Annotated in this window: 1 protein-coding gene; it reads right to left on the reverse strand. The window is 40.4% G+C overall.

Annotation, left to right across the window (positions count from 1 at the left end; genetic code table 11):
* Positions 1-134 precede the first annotated feature (134 nt).
* Entirely contained in the window at positions 135-422 is a 288-nt protein-coding gene (locus HC723_RS17060; RefSeq protein WP_190339959.1) for a DUF6444 domain-containing protein, read from the reverse strand.
* Positions 423-505 lie beyond the last annotated feature (83 nt).

The following is a 505-nucleotide window of genomic DNA, read 5'->3' on the forward strand; positions in this document are numbered from 1 at the left end:
AATATCGACAATCGGCTCAGGTATTTCATGCACTTGATGACGGTAATAAGGGGCTTTATCAATTTGAATATCACTGCTACCACAGCAGGCGCATGAATTTTCTGGCAAGCAATTAATAACAGTATCGGTTGCTTTTAAGATTGAGAATTTTCGTTTATGCCCTTGGTGACCTTGTGTAGCTCCTCTCGAATTGCCATCACTAGAGCGATTTGCTTTTTTCGATTGGCCTTATCTTCAATACTTTCTGTCGAGGACGGCTTGGATGAATTTTTAGAATTAGTTTTACGTTTATCTTCTAAATGCCGAAGTTGTTCCCACAACTCCTGAATAAGTGTGTTTGCTTCATTTAGACTGGAAGCAACCGGCGGCGGTGCTTGATATTTAGGTTCTTTTTTTCTGCTCATGTGAAGATAATGAAGCATAAAAAGGATCGTTCAATAGGCAATTGTAGATCAAGTGATGATCGTCACATTCGCCTGTCAATAGGGTGCTGGTGAACGCTTAC

The organism is Vibrio sp. S11_S32 (assembly GCF_014694465.1).
Lineage (GTDB): Bacteria > Pseudomonadota > Gammaproteobacteria > Enterobacterales > Vibrionaceae > Vibrio > Vibrio algicola.

Excerpts from the sequence above, each read along its gene's own strand:
- HC723_RS17060 (WP_190339959.1), bottom strand. The coding sequence starts at position 422 with ATGCTTCATTATCTTCACATGAGCAGAAAAAAAGAACCTAAATATCAA.